Here is a 15,017-nt window from a genome sequence, read left to right as displayed (position 1 = left end):
CATCGCCTATCTGCACCATCCTCTCAACCGCTCAAGCCTGAAGCAAACCATCGGAAGCCAATTTGAATCTTCGAAGACTCGCCAACGATGTGATTAAGCTGAGCTATCGCGCCGAACGTATCAGCATGCTGCTGCATTGGCCGCTTTACTGGCTTGCTCGGGCACTTGATTCAGCGGCGAATGTGCTCGACAAGAGGGCATCAAAGAGAAGAAAGCGGATCGCCAGCAGGGCCAAGCATCGCTGATTTGCGGGTCGAAGTTTCTCAATTGGGTGATTCCTAGGATTTCGTCCCAACGAAAATGACTTTCAGCGAACGAAGCAGTCCTGGCAGTAATCTTTCGCGAGGGGAATCAGCGGCTTCACTGGCTGCGGAGCCGACGGTGTGGTTGTGGTCAATTGCAACAAGGCCAATCCCCACCAAAGCGCCCGCCATGAATGCCATTGCCCTGGTGCTTGGTGTGATGGCAACGAAGCTCGCGGCCAAGGCAAAAGCAACTGCAGTTCCAAAGAAAATCAGCGCACTGGTCAGTATCTTCATTCGTGTGTTCTCCAGAATTCCGGTGTGTTGCAGATATCCAGGGCCTAGCGCGGGTTGCCTGTCTGCCGGTGTCAGTAGCGACAAAGTACATTCCCAAGACGAGCCCAGGCCGGTAATTCGGAACCCCGTCGTGGACCAATAGCGGCAGCAGAGCCGGCCTGAAAGCTCTACTTGCAGTCGTAGCAGCGGTTGGCAGACTGCTCGTAGGGCCAGTAATGGTCGATGATAGCTGCAGGCTTATCGCACTCCGCGCAGCAGAGGATGTCCGCATTGGAGGCTTTCGCATCTGCCAATAGCATCAGGCTGCGGGATTCATAGTCGTGCGTTGCCCAGCACTCATCGGCTAGCAGCACCCGAAAACCTCCAGATACTCTTGGGGCCAGGCTGTATACGCCCTCAGCGAGCTGCTCAATGGCATTCCGAAGCTTGGCCAATGCCAGACCGTCGCAGGGCTGCGCAAAGGGGCCGATGAATGCCGCCAGGCGCGGGCCGCTGTCTTGAGTCCAGTGGGTAAAGTAATCGTCCAGGCGGAACACCGTACCGGCCGACAGCTCAACCTCAAGCGTCTCCCCAGGGGTTGGAGTTCGCTCATCAGTAGCGAATAGGCGCGTTCTACCTGGATTGAGGCAGACACCATAGATCCACCCAGAGTTGTCGCGGTGACGGGTTATGTCCTGGGCCCAGCCGTACAGCTCGACGACATCAGACTGGTTAGATGTGCCAATTACCCGCTTGCGCGGGTCCTCTTCTTCGCTGGCAACTGCAATGGCTGCAAGCCCTTCTAGGGCAAACCGGTGCTCCAGGACAGCTGCTCTGATCGGGATGGCACCGACAATGGAAAGGCCTGACTGCACGATCACCTAAATCCCTTGTTGCGGATGGCTACACCGTACCATTCGCCACAGATAAGCAACTCGCCCTGTCAGTCCGCTTTGTCAGTCTTCGTCCCACTCTGGGCGATCAAAATCGAACTCAGAGGGGCAGACGATCCCCTTTTCGCGCATGCGCTTGATAAACCCAATGCCATCGCGGATGAGTTGGCTGCCGTCCGGTGCTTCCCCCCTGCCAGCCACGCCAGCGGTGAGCTTCATCCCGAACTCTTCGATGTGGAGCTCCAGGCAGCGCTGACCAATGCCTTTCCCTTTGCACTGCTCAAGCGACAGGTCTGTGATGTGGTACCGGTCGGGGCTGTTGTCCCAGGACTCACCGCTATGGAAATCCAGGCTGATGGAGCCCACCTTCTTACCATCGCGTTCGATGGTGATTTCTTGCCCGTCGTCGTCGATCGTGATGCTGTAGCAAAGGCCGTCTTCGGCTGTGAACAGTTCGGTCATTGGAGGGCTTTACCTCAGAAGAAATATTGGTCGAAGGGGATGCCCAGGGGCAGGGGGCTTATCCGTGCTGTGGGCGTGACCAGCGGAGCGTGCCGCGCGATTTGAACTGGCTGATGGCCAAAGAGCCCCTCACGTTTCTCGCTACCGAGCCTTCGGCCATGATCATCTCCTCGCACAGGCTGCGGGGAGCCTCGTAGATCGCGAAAGCGTTGAATTCGTGGTCGAGCAGCACCAGCATCACCCCGTCGAACTCCTGCTTGAGGTTGATCGAACCAAGCCGGCCGGCGCTGCGGGTATTTTGCTTGGTGATGCACCGGCCCTTGATCTGGATCTTGTAGGGTTTTCCGTCGCGCACCTCGGTGGCGTCATAGCCGGCTGTCCGTGCCGGGTGCAAGGTGAGGCCCAGGATGCGGGCAGCCTCGTACTCAGCGATTTCACCTGTGACACCGAGCGGTTTGGTCGTCAGCTCGTAGTACTGCCGCGCCAGCAGCTTGGCCTGGTGGAGCAACGCCATGACCGGGTCAAGCTCTTCATTGGGGATATCGCTCTGTGCTGCGGTGTCATGCATCGTCGGTCTCCTGGTGCCGGCTGAGTGTGGCGGAGCTACGATAACCCGTCTTCGCCCCTGGATAGGCTAATCTCGGGGGCTTTCTCTCCAGGCTGCTGGCAACAGGTGATGCAATGCTCGACAAGGATGCCCTGAGACGATTCGCTCCAAAGGAGATTTTCAAGCACTACCGGGCTTTTGACGAAGCCCTAGAGACCATCTCGCGCGAGCATCCTGGGTACAAAGCCCTAATCAGCAACCCCCTTGCTGTCTTTCGGGGAGGGCTCTACTTCCCGGTGATCCACCTGGTGGCGCTGCAGCGCAACGGTCAGTGGAGCTACTTCCCCGGTCAGCCGCAGCAGGTTAGGCCAGGCCATAGGCTGGTGAGTGAGTCCGGCCCGGTGGAAGAGTTGGCAATGCAGCCCTTGCTGCAGCTGGAGGTGGTGACGGATCCGAAGCTCACAGCTGCGCATGACGTCAAGGTTGCGAGGCAGATGCTCCGGGAGCCGGCCAGCGGGGGCAACGGCATCATGCAGGCGCTCACGCAAGAGGCGAACACCGCGGCTACACCGGCGCAGCTGTTCTCCATCCCGCTCGCGATGATCCTCGCGCCAACGGCTAAGCGTTTCCTGCGCCATCGGTTCACTCTGTACCAGCACATCTTCGGCGCCGGCCACGAATACCCTATAGATGGCCTGTTCTACGTCGGGATCACCAGCAGGGACTGGCAGAAGCGCTGGGGAGAGCACCGGGCTGCCATCAACCGCGGATCGCCGCTCAAGTTCCACCGGGCCTACCGGGAGCGCCAGGAGGCTCAACAGCTCACCTATGTGCATCACAAGGTGATGGGCGTCGCCAGCACGCTGGATGAGCTGCAGGACCTCGAGGAGGTGTTTGTAGCTGGCCACTGGGATGATCAGCGCCTGCTGAACATGATCCCTGGCGGCAAGGCGGGCATCGAATACCTCCACAAGCACCGCATCCTAGGGAAGAACGTGGTTCCCTGGCCAGAAGAGGTGGAGCGCACGCTGGAGGCCTGGCTGCGAGAGCATCCCAGGAAGGGCCTGCCAGCGCCTTGGGTGGCTGAGCAGTGGAATGACCCGGAATACGCCATGAAGGTCATCTGCGGGCCGGAAGGGCGCCTTTCCGTTGAACAAGTCATGCTGATCCGTAGCCTGGGGCAGGGAGGTGTTCCTGCAGATGAAATCATGGCCAGGGTAGGGGCGAAGAACGCTGACCAGGTCCGGAGGGTCCTGGCCGGTAAGACCTACACCAGAGTGCCAGAAGGTCCTTCTGGAGAAGTACTGACCGAAAGCCAGTGATGGGCTTGAGTCGCAGCCTGGCACAGCCCTAGCTGGCGCAGGCGCTTTTCTGCGGGAAAACAGAAAGCCCGGCACTAGGCCGGGCTTGGGGATTCTGTGCCAGTTACGCTGGCAGCGGGTATCGCCTGGCCCCTCTCCCTTACCAGGGAGACTTCCTGTTCCCAGGAAGGACCGCCAGAGGCGGTGGAGGTGGTTAGCCTGTGCCCCCATTGCTGGAAGTAGTTCTAACCGCGGAGCCATCAGTACCTGCAGCTGTTTTATGGACCGGTTTAGCTCAAGGTCCGGGGCACACTCTGCTCACCCCGCGTCGGCACCTTTCGGTGCGTCCAGGCCTTCGGCTCTCGCCTTGGCCCAGCTGTTATGGCCGCTGCCGCCTTCTGAACGTCTAGGATCTGGTCGGGAGCCTGGTGGGCTTGCTGCCCTTGTTGCCCCCTTTGAAAGCTATTCTCCACGGATCCGATAAAGCGCAAGTGCCATGCTTATCGTTGGACTAGTATCGGCTTGTCTCTATGCGCACCGCATAGCCAGGGAAAGCGAGGATCCCCAAATGTTTGGTTTGCCAGAAGCAACTGTGTTGAAAGAGGAAATATTGGAGCGCGTCGAGGACATCGTGGATGAAAACCCAGTCGAGGCAGCTTTGGGGATGTGTCTCGCATCGTTGGCAATCTTGCACGACCTCTATCCGGCCAAGCTCTCGGCAACCGCCGTAAAGCAGATAAAAGAGAACTATCCAGACGCGACGGATGAGTTAATTGCTGATCGGGCAATGTCGGAAGAGGGGGCGCTGATAGCGATTCGTTCGAATGTCATCGCGTCTCAAATAGCCATGGACTATTCGCCCCTCTCTCATACGAAAGCGCATTTTGACAGCGATATGAAGCTCAGCCCCGAGTCCATGCGCAAGGCTCAACATTCAGTCAGCCTGATATTCGAAGAGCTTGAAGGGATTGGCTTGTCGCCATTCGGTGCTGTGGCCATGGTTACCACCATGGCAGTGCAGTATGGAGGCGCCAGAGGCCTTCATGGACTGCAGATGGTGCGTCCTCTTCTCGAGAACATCGGGCAAGCGTTGGAGAACCTTTCGCCCGAGTTCAAGAAGATGATGGATGACAGGGCTTTAGAGGCGGTCGCTCAACAACTCGGAATTTCCAAACAGGCCGCGAAGAACATGGTCAAGGGTGTCCGCAGGCCATAGTCGATTGGAAACGAGACCGCCAGCGACTGCTGGCGGTATAGACTTCTCAGGAACTTGCTTGGGATTACCCTACGGTTGCCGCTAAAACGTCGGTCATTTTACGGTCGACACTCATTCGATCCGATTCGTAGAGCTCGCGCTCTTCTCGCCAGCGCTCAAGCTTTCCAGGATCCGCGGCGACATGCTCGGGAGCTACGGTCCGGTACTCCCTTGCAGCTTGTCTGATAAAACACACTTCAGATTCGCTCAACTCGATCAGCATGTTGGTGCGTCCCTGTTGATGTCTTTACGGATTTACTGCGTTCACTTCGGTGCGGCCGCTATCCCAAACAGTCAGGAACGAGCCATCCGCGAAGTCATACACCTTGCAGCGGCTGAACTCGTTCACTTTGAGGGCGAAGCCAAGAAGGGACTGATCGGATTGCGCGCGGGTAGCACTGTTCATGGGGTGGGGCCTCATCAGTAGGTTGAGTAACTGCTGAGATCCATTATCCAGGCGTGGCAGGATCTGCAAGTATCCAAGCGCTTCGGAAGTGGGCCCGCGTAGAGCAGGCCTTTGAGAGGCAGAGCTTCGGAGTGCTGGTGCTGCAGCCAATGATCTATCGGGTAGCACCAATGACGCCCTGGGCCACCAGATCCCGTTCTGCTCGAGCAGCAGCATCCCGAGTGGGATACGTGAAATCGCCCTCCTCGTGCAGGTTCTTCCGGCGGCTATCGCAGACGATTCGCCACTTGCCGTCTTCGTAGTTGCGGCTGACGCAGCCACTAGAGCCGCCTGGATAGATGGTGTTCCGCACGTACCAGCCGCCATGACGCCAACGGGTGTAAATCGGCGTCCAGTTGTCGGTAGCTTTCTGGGTAGGAGTCGTGGTGGCCATGTTTCTTCCGTAACAGTTCGCTTGGGCGTCTGATCAGCGATCAGTGCAGGTCGTAGTCCCGCTCGAGTGAGTTGATATCCAGGGGGAGCTGGCGCAGGGTCTGGAGCATCACGTGGGAATCTTCCAGATTGCGCAGGACGTCCTGTAGCTGCTCGAGGGTCGCGCTGGTTTGGATCTCGACGTCGACGTCTGGTAGGCCATCGGCGTCGGGGCGCACAGTGCCGTTGCCTTGGACGGTTAAGCCATGAGCCTCTGCGGCTGCCAAGAACTGCACGACATCATTCTCCCCCTCAGCCCTGAAGGAGAACGTGTTCAGCCGGGCGCTGGCCGGGCACGGCGTTAGAGAGCTGACGGGAATCTGCGGTACTTCAGTGGCATTGGTGCCGCCCTGGATACTTCTCACAAGCACAGAGGCGAGCCCCTGGCTGCTCGGCTTCTCCAGCTTTTCGACGCTCACCTGTGCCCCCTGGAGAGAAATGCGGAAATGGTTGCCCTGGTCGTCTGTAGCTTCGACGGCAATCCCTGCGCTCAGCGCTGCTTGAAGGCGCATGTTCCCGCTGACTACTTGAAGGCCGGCAGCGTCGAGTTGGGCGTTGATATCCATAGCGATGGAGTCCTCACAGTATTGGGGAGAGGAGGGTTGCCGGGGCATTCCCTCCATATGCCTGCATTCTCTCACAGGCCACAAAAGCACAACCTTGAGACGTTAGTTTTCTGCGGTTTTGTGCCGACGGGCGATGGCTGCAGCGACAATCTGGTCGTTCAGCACGTCGCGACAGAGCTTGCCCAGCTTTTCGTTGTACTCATGGCAGCCATGCTGCTCATGCCCATTAGCGTCGGTGAAGACCGTGTGGTTGCCGCACTTCTCCCCACAGATGTCGCAGAAAGTTTCTTCGATCTCGACCATGCGAGTCTTTTTCATAACGCGATTCCCTTGAGCTATGCGGCTCCCCCGTTGAGAGCCGGCCGGCGCAATGCCTGATGTCTTTATTGGTCGTTCGAGTCTTGCCGGCTCGCTTCGATCATCCGGTAGGCGTCGCTATCGAGGCCGCCGCAGCGCTCGATCAGCGCATATTCCTTGCAGTCAGCACGGAAGGTGTCAGGGTCGAGGTCCGGATCATCCTTCAGTGGATCGTAACCCACGCGATCGACGTACCAGGCCGAGAGCTCGGCGAGGGTCTTGTTGTCCAAATCCTGGTCAGTGGGGATGGAGTTGACCAACGAGCCCACCACCTCCAGCCATTGCAGGCCGGTGAGCATCGCAACCTCTTCCCGATCGGCAGCGCGATAGATGCCGATCAGGCTTTCTGCCCATTCCGCTTCAGCAGGTGTGGAGCAGCCGTCATCCGCGGTGATCCAGATGAGGAACTCGCCCACCGCGAGCTCCAGGGCTTCGCACCCGCCGCCGGTGCCGATGATGGTGAAGCCGAGGGTGACAGGGTCAACAGTGTTGCCCTCGTCGTTCAGCATGGGATGACGGAACAGCCCCAGCTCGTGAGGAAACTTGAAGCCGGAGTCTTTCAGAGCCTGGGTGGCTTCAACGGTAGTTTGCATGGGGATGTCCTCAGTTGCCGTCAGTGGCGATCTGAGTGCCATTTTCCCGAAGGCCGTAGAAGCGCAAGCTCAAAATCCGTAGAAGCGCGCGGAATTACCTCAAGATCAGGTGAGAGGCGTTGCCTCATGCGTGCTCTTGAGCAGTTCCAGTCTGGGACAAACGAGGGATCGGAACCAGCAAGGCAGCCTCCATGCGTTCGATAAGCCTGGCGCTGATGCTCAAGGCGCCCTTATCCACGCCGATGTCCACAATAAGCGATCTGAGCTCGACCACCTGGGAGCGGAGGGATTCAGTCTGGGTGGCGACGATGCGCTTGTGCTGTTTGACGGTCATAACTGCTTCAGCTGGCTGAGACGGCTTGTGGCGAACCGCGTCCATCATGAGTTTGCCGTCCGGCTTGATGAACATGTACGCCACTACTTCCGCCTGTTCTTCGGTCACGCCAGATGCTGAATTTGCAGCTGTGGCTGCACCCGCTTTCTCGCTATGCATGTCTCGTTACCCATACTGTTTCTCAGTGGAGCCAGGTTAGCGGAGCCGTCGAAAGCGCAAGGTGGGAGTAGGGCCGCCATAGTTGCAGTTCAGAGCTGGCGTGCGAACATCCTCAACATCAAGAACCCACAACCCAGGTGCTGAACCATGTCGACCGATAACGAAGTCCTCCCGACCGAAAATCCGCAATGGGGTTTCTGGGGGACCATTTCGGACTCAGAGAACCCAGAGGTTAAAGCGCCAGATGCCTGGGTGTTGGCTATGGGCCTCATCACTGAGGCAACCAAACAGCCAGGTGAGGTCGTGCGTGCTTTCCTCGACAGCAAAGACGGACGTTACTTTGCAGACGAGGTGGGTAACTTCCTTCACGAAGGACAAAGTCTTCCGGACGCCATTGCGGCAGCGACCAAGCGCTGGATGGTCCCGGCCAACAAAAGTGCCTCCTTCTCGCACATCCCGGATGGGGTCACCTACTTGATGGCGTGTGTCCTAGAGCATGCTAAGGACGAAGCCGGCGCCTGATGCCTATGGTGGCCCTGCTTGAAGCCGAGGTCGAATGTAGTAACATGGCTACATTGAGTGCGTGAGGGCAGGAGCATGACTACTACCGTATCCAGTCGCGAGTTCAACCAAGACACCAGCGGAGCCAAAAAGGCTGCGCTGAGCGGCCCGGTGTTCATTACTGATCGCGGCAAGCCCGCGCATGTGCTGCTCAGCATTGAGGAGTACCAGCGGTTGACCAGTACCCAGCCCAGTATCATCGACATTCTGGCGATGCCTGAGGGTGGTGAGGTTGAGTTTGAGCCTCCTCGCGTGGTGATTCAGTCCAAGCCGGTGGATCTCAGCTGATGTATTTGCTGGATACCAACATTGTCTCTGAGCTCCGGAAGGCTAAGCAGGGCAGGGCAGACGCTGGGGTCATTGCATGGGCCCAGGGTGTGCAGGCGGGAGAGCTCTACATCTCAGCCATATCCGTGCTGGAGATCGAGCAAGGCGTGCTGCAGTGCGAGCGAAAAGATGTGGCTCAGGGTGCGATTCTTCGCTCGTGGCTGGACCAGCATGTCCTCCCTGGCTTCGCTGGCCGCATCCTGGCAGTCGACACCTCTGTAGCTCGCCGGTGCGCACAGCTTCATGTCCCTGATCCACGAAGTGAGCGTGATGCACTCATCGCCGCTACTGCGCTAGTTCACGGCATGTCAGTCGTGACGCGGAATGTGCGGGACTTCGAGTTCACTGGTGTGCCGATTATCAACCCGTGGAATCAGCCTTGAAACGGGCTCATAACTGAGAAATGGCAGTTCAAACGATGGCAGAACATACCGACATCGAGCGCCTGGATTGGGTGCTGCTGAAAGAACCTGAGTTTGGAGAGGGCTATCTTCGAATCTGGATGGGCCCGATGGCGGCAGAGGCCGCTGGGCTTAAAGCCGTAGGTGGCTATTACATCGCCGAGGGGAGCACCAAGCGCGAATGCATCGACAACGCGATGGCCGGCAACCTGGAGTTGGTCGAGTAGGTGGGAAAGACATTGAGGGAGTCCTTAAGCCCGAGGCTTCCCGTGAATGAGATGCGAATGCTTTCCGGCCCTTACGGGTACCGGCTCCCTCAATGATCACCAGGCGTGAGCCCGGCGATGTGGCAAGTTTGCCAACATCGGGCGTCCTGGGAAGCTGAGTTGGACCCTCTAAGAGGGTCAGTTACCAAAGGGCGGAACCTCCCCTGTTGAAGGCTCGCAAAGTGGACGTGGCGTATGGACGATCGACTGACGAAAACCCGCTTCATCAATGCTCTGGTGAAAGAGCATGAAGACATCCAGGCCAACCGGAAACGGCTGGGTAAGGAGACCTTCGCCGGGTACCTGAAGATTGAGGTTGATGTCCACCCCAGGAGGGCAACATGCCTGCTGATCATCCGGGGCAACATCGTCGGCACTTACTGGATGATTCATGACACCGGGCTGCCGACGACACCAGACGGCATGCGCAAGGCGCACCACCTGGCTGTCGACATCGTGTTCAAGGCAGTGCAGCGCATTTCCGCAAAGACCGGCGAGCCAGCGAGCATTGAGATCCTCCCAATGAGCTACTACGAGCCTTGGTATGCGGCCAAGGCGGAGCCTGAGAAAGTCGAACATTGACCATAGTGCTGCCCGACGGCCGCTGTTAGATCCGGCGCCGCTATGTTGGAGCCCACACGTGAACCGGCGCCGCCGGCGAGGAATGAACGAATGGAAAAGCCCGTAACCATCGAACAGATGATCCTGGAAGGTTCCTGCACTGCCGCATGGGCGCAGCGTTCGGGATATCGGTGGGAGGCTCTTGTTGTCGGCGGTGATGCTCTGGCGAAGCGCCAGGCATGGCTGGCCAGTAAGTCCAAAGCGTCGCTTGCCTGAAAAATAAGGCGGTCACCGGTGAGCAAGCCCACACCTGCCCAGCTGACGGTAATGCGCTTCCTGGCGAGAAATTACCCGTTGGCCTGGTTGCCGTACGACCTGGAACAGTTCAGTCCGGAACATCCGGAAATCATCACTGGGCGCCAACACATCCCAGCAATCCGGGCGCTATATCGAAAAGGCTGGGCCATGCCGTACCCAAAGCTTGGCAAGTGGGTATGCGTGATGACAGAAGAAGGCTTGAAGGCGTTTCGAGAGGCTACAGGCGTAGCTCAGGGCACTGTCGCAGCACCAGAGGGTAGATAAGCATTGAGGGAGTCCCAGTCTAGGAGCTTCACCTATGGAGACGAAGATTTGCGACTTCCGGCCCTTACGGGTTCCGGCTCCCTCAATGGTTGCCAGGTGTTAGCCTGGCGACGAGGTAATGATGCTGCAGTGCAGCTGGTCAGGAATGGTCTATTGAGCCCCTGATGAGGGGCCAGTTCCAACAGGGTGGCTAGCGGATGGTTGCGCTGGTTTGCTCTTCAGAAGGTCAGTGGGAAACTTGGCCTAGATGAAACCGAAGGACAACGCCATGAAGAAGCACAAATGGATTATCTGCCCCTGCTGCGACGGCGAAAGCACTGTCGATAACCCCGCGTTTTCGAATGGCTTCACCTCCAGTGAGTGGCACGACATGCACGTCGACGAGCAGCAGGCCTACATGACTGGTGCCTACGACGTGCCTTGTACAGAGTGCGATGGCCTGGGTCGTGTGAAGGTCCCGAATGTGGCAGCCATGTCCTTTGGCGAGAAGCGCCAGCTGGTCCTGGAGCGCCGTGAGGCGCGCATCAATGCGCAGCTGGATGCCGAAATGGCCGCTGAAGTCGCTGCAGAACGTGCTTTCGGCTGCTGACCATGACCACGACACCAGAGTTTGCTGACCAGGTGCTGGCGAAGCTGTTCGGTTTCCCCCAGTGCTGCGTCGATTTTTACCTTTCAGCCTCATCCGAGGAGCGCCGCCAGGCCCGCGGCATCGGCGGGCTCCGGTTGTGTCCCTCGTGCTCATCGAAAGACCTCGAGCAAATCGTTGATGACGTGGCGAGCCGCCGAATCTGCCCTCAGCCATTCCCGATTGCTCCGAAGGAAGAGGACTTCCGCGCGATCATTGAGGATCAGCGCTTCACCGAGGCTGAGCGTGCCTGGTTGCTGGCCAACAAGAAGCGGGTGGTTCCTGGTGTGGATCCATTCGATGCGACGCTGCTGGCGCTGCATGAAGCGTTGGTAGAGCTCGAGGAGCGTACAGCTGCAAACATCGCCGAGGAGCCTGGCCGCAAGAACCTGTTCCTGGCTCAACAGGAGCTGGCCAAGAAAGATCTGCTGGGGGTGGTACTGAACCGCCTTCACGGGGCAATGAAGCAGCGCGTGCTCGAGCAGATCAAGGGCGGGCACATCAAGATCTAGACTGGCGGCCCCGCCACGCATTGGACGAAGATCCTTCGTTCTCTCAGCCGGCTCCGGCATCTTGCACCGGAGCGGAAAGAATCCCTATCCAGGGAGCAGTTGGGGCATTAGCCCTGCCTGCCACGGCCGCATACTCGGCCTAGTTCTTCTCCCCTGGATAGTTCTATGACGACCCAAGCCATCCCACGCCCTGCCATCCTTTCGCAGCGAAAATTTGCACACTACGAGATGCTGGAGTCCTGGATACAGGAAGCTCCTGCAGAAGACATCCTGCGGTACCTTGCTGCCCTGCATGGGGGAAAGCTGGAGGCAGGTGACCTCGATACGATCCCCTGCGGCCGCTGGTATCGGTCTCGCGGGGACAAGTGGGGAGCGGCTCACCACTGTGAGAAATGCAATGACTTCGTCCTTGCCTGGATGACGATCGGGCTGGGGCCGCGGCCTGAGCTCAAGACGCTCCGCCCAGCTCTCGGAAGCCGAGCCCTGCCAATGACGAATGAGCAGGTCATGCACCAGCACCAGGTGGATCTGGAGTCCTGGATGGAGAAGGCGCCGGTTGAGGACATCCTGGACCACCTGGTAAACCTCCACGGCATGCTGGATCTGGATGACCTGAAGTCGGTTGAATGCGGCCGGTGGCGATCAGCGGAGGAGGGGGCAGCCTCACCAGGTGCGCACAGCTGCGATTGCTGCAGTGACGTCGTGTCCGCGATGGTTGTCGTTGCCCTCACCAAACGTCCGGAGCTGCAAGCGCTACGTCCGGAGCTCGATGAGTAATGTCCGGAGCTGTATGGACACTAACAGCTAAAAAGCCCGCTTAACTGCGGGCTTTTTGTTGTATGGGGAGGTGAGGCTGCTGGTCGAAGGTACTTCGGTTGTCAGCAGATGGCAGCGCTTAGGCTGGATGCCGGGGTAGGGCCCAGGCCCGCTCGATGGCCGACTGGGCCTCTGCTCTGGACTTGAAGTGCTTGACGGGTGTTTCCTTGAGCCTGAAGCGGGCGGCACCCATTTCGGGTGTAACGATCCAGACCCAGCCCTCAAGCGTGGCTCGCCAATGCTTATGGGCGGGGTAATAGCGGACCTTCCCGACGCACTTTGCCCCGACCATTGCGGAATAGGCCCGCCTGGGGATTCCTTGCCAGCTAATGGCGCCGGTGCTGGTATTCGCCACCGTAGCTGTCGGCAGCCAATGGCCTTCCGCGAGAGGGGGCTCGTCGCTGGGCTGGGTCATAGTATTGGCCATGGAAGAGGGTGATTCCGATCCCAGGCGATTACTTGTCCGAGCCATCGGTAAAGAGGTGCGAAAAATTGCCTTTCTCCTGCATAGCCTGGAGGGCTCGGAACAACGGGGTGAGTGCTTCGTACTGCTCCAGGCTGATGCCCAGCTCAGCTGCTTCCTTGGCCTTCAGCGCTTCAATCAGATCGCGCAAGGACGCGCCTTCCGGCAGGTCTTCAACAACAGCATGCAGAGCCTGCCGCTGTTCGCTGTCGAGCGACACTTCACCAAGCTGCTCAAGAAAATCCACCAGGTACTCTGGGGCAGTCCGGCCTGCTTGAACTGGGTCCATTGCGATCGGCTCTCCCTGAAGGGTGATACGTTCCATCTACGTTTTCCTTGAACTAAAACGGGTTGAACAGGATGAGGAGCATCGCTGCGATGCCAGCCCACCACCATGCTGTAACTTTCTTGGTCGGCTTGCCGCGGCGCTTCAGCCATACCGAGCCATTGTCGAAGGTTATGATCACCGGGTACTTCTCAGTGTCGTCCACATCCTGGGGCGGGAGGGCCTTGAGCATCGCAATTCTTACCTATCGTGAGTCAATGTAGCTGTATCTTAATCGGCAACCTCAGGCGGCAGAGTCACGCCAATGCGCTTTGTCAGCTCGGCTATAAGGCGCTCGCCATGATCAGAAAAGCCAACAGCCCCATGCTTCTCAAGTAGCTCTCTCAGGAGTTCAGAGGCCTTATCTCCACCCAAGACGCAAACCAGTCTCAGAGCAATCGAACCGGCCACCTCACCACGCTTGTACAGTTCAAATACTTCTGGCGGCAGGCAGGCCAGAGCAAGCAGATGACAGATCTTCCGGAGAGCCATTCCTGTTTTCACGGCGATCGACTCGACACTTAAGCCCATGTCGTGCATACGCTTGACCACCTGTGCCATTTCGCCAGTAGAAAGCGGGACGGTCATGACCCCATTCTGGGAATTGGACTCAGGCTCAGACAGTGCGTGCCCGGTCTGCTCTTCGTACAGTTTGACACAGCTGGGGCAGAGCCATCCCTTAGGGCCCTGGGCGAGCTTTGTCCAGCGCCAGCCGTGCCTATGGGCCATCTCCTGCAGCAGTTTGTACTGCCGGGAAACATCGGCTTGGGAGTCGTCAGCTGTAACGCCAACACCCTTTTCGTTGATGGTGTAGCAGTCATCGGTGCTTGGATCTTCCGAGTTGATGCACAACAGCTCAAGGCGAATGCCCATGGTAAGCTCCTTCGCGAATGTGGTTCACCAGACGGCCGGTGGCTCATTGGCATCTAGGACATAGCTGCCGTCAGCCCGGCGAAGCGTGGTCAGATCCTTGTTCCGCTCGACAGTCCAGGTCTCCTTAACCGGGCGGCCAGCGCTGCTGATCAGCACCTCAACCGATTTGGTCTCAGGAGCAACCACCACACAGGATTTATCACCCTCGTCCGGATCTGGGCCAAAGAACGCCTTCATGAAGGGATCAGCCTTGGGGCACTCGTCTGTACCGAAGATGGGGGATGGTTTGCCGTCGACCAGCATCTTGTACCCAGGGTGGAAAACCAGGGTCATGGGGCCGCTTTCCTGGATCACCTTGGTGGCTGCCTCGTTCACGGCGTCGCAACCCGCCAAGAAAGCCAGGACTGCAAGGCTGAAAAGGAAATTCTTCATGTGCATCCTCGATGTTTGACCTGCAGGTAGTGAACACTCAGCAGGTATGGGTTGATCAGATTGTTGCAATAGATGCTCTGCGCCGTTTCACCCAGCCTGCTGGAGCCAAAGCCAACCCAGTAGATCTTCACAATCAACGGTAACAACGAAGTTCTCACCCCCGTTACGCACCGATACCTTCCACTCAAGGCCGTCACGTTCGAACGCAACCTCCTCGCCAGCATCTGCCGGCGGCAGAAAATCCGGGTGTGCTGCAAGGTATGCGGTCAGCAGCGATTTGAACCCGCTCATGCGTTCATCCCCTTGTTTAGGGCAGGGTTATTTGCCCAGCAATTGATGCCAGCGCTGTTCATGGACTCAAAGGTTCTGAAAAACGAGCACTCGTGCACCATGAATCGCCCCGGGTTTCGT

28 protein-coding genes are annotated in these 15,017 nt (G+C 58.3%); 12 read left to right on the top strand and 16 right to left on the bottom strand.

The features are described from left to right. Positions 1–278: 278 nt before the first annotated feature. The 4 genes from YA0848_RS22190 to YA0848_RS22175 all read right to left on the bottom strand — a co-directional run bounded on the left by YA0848_RS22190 (position 279) and on the right by YA0848_RS22175 (position 2,441). The gene (locus YA0848_RS22190) at positions 279–539 is read right to left on the bottom strand and encodes a hypothetical protein (protein ID WP_065327456.1); all 261 of its coding nucleotides are present in this window, start codon (positions 537–539) and stop codon (positions 279–281) included. Positions 540–706: 167 nt separating this feature from the next. Then, on the bottom strand, positions 707–1,393 hold the full coding sequence (locus YA0848_RS22185; RefSeq protein ID WP_232925158.1) for a hypothetical protein: 687 nt from the start codon (positions 1,391–1,393) through the stop codon (positions 707–709). Positions 1,394–1,474: 81 nt separating this feature from the next. After that, complete coding sequence (locus YA0848_RS22180; protein ID WP_065327458.1) at positions 1,475–1,873, bottom strand: GNAT family N-acetyltransferase; 399 nt, start codon at positions 1,871–1,873, stop codon at positions 1,475–1,477. 58 nt (positions 1,874–1,931) lie between these two features. Beyond that, the gene (locus tag YA0848_RS22175) at positions 1,932–2,441 is read right to left on the bottom strand and encodes a DUF6998 domain-containing protein (RefSeq protein WP_232925157.1); all 510 of its coding nucleotides are present in this window, start codon (positions 2,439–2,441) and stop codon (positions 1,932–1,934) included. Between the two features lie 113 nt (positions 2,442–2,554). Between YA0848_RS22175 and YA0848_RS22170 the strand changes: the two genes are divergently transcribed. After that, the gene (locus YA0848_RS22170) at positions 2,555–3,742 is read left to right on the top strand and encodes a hypothetical protein (protein ID WP_065327459.1); all 1,188 of its coding nucleotides are present in this window, start codon (positions 2,555–2,557) and stop codon (positions 3,740–3,742) included. 547 nt (positions 3,743–4,289) lie between these two features. Beyond that, a complete protein-coding gene (locus YA0848_RS22165) occupies positions 4,290–4,937 on the top strand; it encodes a hypothetical protein (protein ID WP_065327460.1) in 648 nt (215 codons plus the stop codon). A 64-nt stretch (positions 4,938–5,001) separates the two neighbouring features. Here the strand turns inward: YA0848_RS22165 and YA0848_RS22160 are convergent, their stop codons facing one another. From YA0848_RS22160 to YA0848_RS22130, 7 genes are all read right to left on the bottom strand, one after another. Then, positions 5,002–5,199, bottom strand: a complete 198-nt coding sequence (locus tag YA0848_RS22160; RefSeq protein WP_065327461.1) for a hypothetical protein — start codon at positions 5,197–5,199, stop codon at positions 5,002–5,004. Between the two features lie 24 nt (positions 5,200–5,223). Next, positions 5,224–5,382: a hypothetical protein gene (locus YA0848_RS22155; RefSeq protein WP_176707243.1), complete on the bottom strand. Its 159-nt coding sequence runs from the start codon at positions 5,380–5,382 to the stop codon at positions 5,224–5,226. Between the two features lie 154 nt (positions 5,383–5,536). Then, the gene (locus tag YA0848_RS22150) at positions 5,537–5,815 is read right to left on the bottom strand and encodes a hypothetical protein (protein WP_086250771.1); all 279 of its coding nucleotides are present in this window, start codon (positions 5,813–5,815) and stop codon (positions 5,537–5,539) included. Between the two features lie 40 nt (positions 5,816–5,855). Next, the gene (locus tag YA0848_RS22145; RefSeq protein ID WP_141678421.1) at positions 5,856–6,419 is read right to left on the bottom strand and encodes a hypothetical protein; all 564 of its coding nucleotides are present in this window, start codon (positions 6,417–6,419) and stop codon (positions 5,856–5,858) included. 102 nt (positions 6,420–6,521) lie between these two features. Further along, entirely contained in the window at positions 6,522–6,737 is a 216-nt protein-coding gene (locus YA0848_RS22140) for a hypothetical protein (RefSeq protein WP_065327463.1), read from the bottom strand. A gap of 65 nt (positions 6,738–6,802) precedes the next feature. Beyond that, complete coding sequence (locus tag YA0848_RS22135; protein ID WP_065327464.1) at positions 6,803–7,369, bottom strand: hypothetical protein; 567 nt, start codon at positions 7,367–7,369, stop codon at positions 6,803–6,805. A 124-nt stretch (positions 7,370–7,493) separates the two neighbouring features. Continuing rightward, complete coding sequence (locus YA0848_RS22130) at positions 7,494–7,862, bottom strand: hypothetical protein (RefSeq protein ID WP_198731428.1); 369 nt, start codon at positions 7,860–7,862, stop codon at positions 7,494–7,496. A gap of 147 nt (positions 7,863–8,009) precedes the next feature. On the opposite strand from YA0848_RS22130, the gene YA0848_RS22125 reads away from it, so the two are divergent. From YA0848_RS22125 to YA0848_RS22080, 10 genes are all read left to right on the top strand, one after another. After that, complete coding sequence (locus YA0848_RS22125) at positions 8,010–8,384, top strand: hypothetical protein (protein WP_065327466.1); 375 nt, start codon at positions 8,010–8,012, stop codon at positions 8,382–8,384. Between the two features lie 75 nt (positions 8,385–8,459). Next, positions 8,460–8,711, top strand: a complete 252-nt coding sequence (locus tag YA0848_RS22120) for a type II toxin-antitoxin system Phd/YefM family antitoxin (RefSeq protein ID WP_065278579.1) — start codon at positions 8,460–8,462, stop codon at positions 8,709–8,711. Continuing rightward, entirely contained in the window at positions 8,711–9,133 is a 423-nt protein-coding gene (locus YA0848_RS22115; RefSeq protein ID WP_065327467.1) for a type II toxin-antitoxin system VapC family toxin, read from the top strand. The genes YA0848_RS22120 and YA0848_RS22115 overlap by 1 nt, the downstream gene beginning before the upstream one ends. A 35-nt stretch (positions 9,134–9,168) precedes the next feature. Then, the gene (locus tag YA0848_RS22110) at positions 9,169–9,378 is read left to right on the top strand and encodes a hypothetical protein (RefSeq protein WP_065278581.1); all 210 of its coding nucleotides are present in this window, start codon (positions 9,169–9,171) and stop codon (positions 9,376–9,378) included. A 234-nt stretch (positions 9,379–9,612) separates the two neighbouring features. Next, positions 9,613–9,999, top strand: a complete 387-nt coding sequence (locus YA0848_RS22105; RefSeq protein ID WP_065327469.1) for a hypothetical protein — start codon at positions 9,613–9,615, stop codon at positions 9,997–9,999. Positions 10,000–10,089: 90 nt separating this feature from the next. Then, positions 10,090–10,254: a hypothetical protein gene (locus YA0848_RS22100; protein ID WP_176707244.1), complete on the top strand. Its 165-nt coding sequence runs from the start codon at positions 10,090–10,092 to the stop codon at positions 10,252–10,254. Between the two features lie 18 nt (positions 10,255–10,272). Then, positions 10,273–10,560 (top strand): hypothetical protein, encoded by a 288-nt coding sequence (locus tag YA0848_RS22095; RefSeq protein ID WP_198731427.1) that lies wholly within the window; start codon positions 10,273–10,275, stop codon positions 10,558–10,560. Positions 10,561–10,828: 268 nt separating this feature from the next. Further along, a complete protein-coding gene (locus tag YA0848_RS22090; RefSeq protein WP_086250770.1) occupies positions 10,829–11,149 on the top strand; it encodes a hypothetical protein in 321 nt (106 codons plus the stop codon). Positions 11,150–11,151: 2 nt separating this feature from the next. Further along, positions 11,152–11,697, top strand: a complete 546-nt coding sequence (locus YA0848_RS22085) for a hypothetical protein (RefSeq protein WP_065327471.1) — start codon at positions 11,152–11,154, stop codon at positions 11,695–11,697. Between the two features lie 165 nt (positions 11,698–11,862). Beyond that, entirely contained in the window at positions 11,863–12,474 is a 612-nt protein-coding gene (locus YA0848_RS22080; RefSeq protein WP_065327472.1) for a hypothetical protein, read from the top strand. 494 nt (positions 12,475–12,968) lie between these two features. Here YA0848_RS22080 and YA0848_RS22075 read toward each other — a convergent pair whose 3' ends face one another. The 5 genes from YA0848_RS22075 to YA0848_RS22055 all read right to left on the bottom strand — a co-directional run bounded on the left by YA0848_RS22075 (position 12,969) and on the right by YA0848_RS22055 (position 14,897). Then, the gene (locus YA0848_RS22075) at positions 12,969–13,301 is read right to left on the bottom strand and encodes a hypothetical protein (RefSeq protein ID WP_065327474.1); all 333 of its coding nucleotides are present in this window, start codon (positions 13,299–13,301) and stop codon (positions 12,969–12,971) included. A gap of 16 nt (positions 13,302–13,317) precedes the next feature. Then, positions 13,318–13,494 carry a hypothetical protein gene (locus YA0848_RS22070; RefSeq protein WP_176707245.1) on the bottom strand — a complete coding sequence of 59 codons (177 nt, stop codon included), beginning with the start codon at positions 13,492–13,494 and terminating at the stop codon, positions 13,318–13,320. A 38-nt stretch (positions 13,495–13,532) separates the two neighbouring features. Then, positions 13,533–14,174: a hypothetical protein gene (locus tag YA0848_RS36135; protein WP_232925156.1), complete on the bottom strand. Its 642-nt coding sequence runs from the start codon at positions 14,172–14,174 to the stop codon at positions 13,533–13,535. A 24-nt stretch (positions 14,175–14,198) separates the two neighbouring features. Further along, complete coding sequence (locus YA0848_RS22060) at positions 14,199–14,606, bottom strand: hypothetical protein (RefSeq protein WP_065327475.1); 408 nt, start codon at positions 14,604–14,606, stop codon at positions 14,199–14,201. A gap of 87 nt (positions 14,607–14,693) precedes the next feature. After that, the gene (locus YA0848_RS22055) at positions 14,694–14,897 is read right to left on the bottom strand and encodes a hypothetical protein (protein WP_065327476.1); all 204 of its coding nucleotides are present in this window, start codon (positions 14,895–14,897) and stop codon (positions 14,694–14,696) included. Positions 14,898–15,017 lie beyond the last annotated feature (120 nt).

The sequence above is a fragment of the Pseudomonas sp. S4_EA_1b genome (genome assembly GCF_016307435.1).
GTDB classification, from domain to species: Bacteria; Pseudomonadota; Gammaproteobacteria; order Pseudomonadales; family Pseudomonadaceae; genus Aquipseudomonas; species Aquipseudomonas rhodesiae.
The sequence above is the reverse complement of the archived record's forward strand: the minus strand, read 5'-3'. Positions and strand labels throughout refer to the sequence as shown.